Consider the following 856-nt stretch of genomic DNA (forward strand, 5'->3'; position numbering starts at 1 on the left):
CAGTTAGCCAATACCTCAGGTTTTTCGTTACACGCAGGGGTCTTCGCTAATGCCGATGAGCCAGGGAAGTTAGAAAGGCTATGCCGATATATAAGTCGTCCTGCCATTAGCGAGCAACGTTTGAGCATGACTGACCATGGAAAAGTGCGCTATGAATTGAAGACACCTTATCGAGACGGTACTACCCATGTTTTCTTCGAGCCTATCGATTTTATTGGCAAACTAGCCGCACTTATTCCACCACCAAGACTTAACCTCACCCGTTTTTTTGGCGTATTTGCGCCTAACAGCAATCTTCGTGCGCAAGTCACCGCTTCCCAGCGGGGTAAAAATAGTCCTAAACTTACGAATAAAGAAGATAGCCAAACTGCTAAGCCATACCATGCCAGAGGGATGACGTGGGCTCAAAGGCTAAAACGAGTATTCAACATAGATATCGCTCAATGTGAGAAATGTCAAAAGCACAATGTGGCGATAATTGCCTGCATTATAGAGCCTGCCATCGTACATAAAATACTGAAGCATTTCGATAAAAAGTACCCAACTTCTAAACTATTGCCACCTTTGCGTGCGCCACCAAATGAAAAATACGGAAACGATTTCACTGTTCAACGTGACTTCAATTTTGGGGCCTAGGCTCCATTTACTGCTTCAAGAGTAAAGAAAAACGCTAGTAAATGGTGAGGCCATTTGCGCTTTAATTATCCATTTCCTGTACCAAGGCCCTATCTACCCATGAAGTTGGAAACTAACACGCCATACAACACTTCCATAATTCGATATTTCAACAAACCAATCTGGTCAAAAAGACAGCTGTCACAGGGGATAGTAAATAGCTTTTATCCGTCTTATACTC

General features: G+C 43.2%; 1 protein-coding gene. It reads left to right on the forward strand.

Annotated features, from left to right (window positions below):
• A partial coding sequence (locus tag AB9H30_RS19315; RefSeq protein WP_371196426.1) for a transposase occupies positions 1 to 636 on the forward strand: 636 nt, incomplete at its 5' end.
• Positions 637 to 856 lie beyond the last annotated feature (220 nt).

Source organism: Glaciecola sp. SC05 (assembly GCF_041380235.1).
Lineage (GTDB): Bacteria > Pseudomonadota > Gammaproteobacteria > Enterobacterales > Alteromonadaceae > Glaciecola.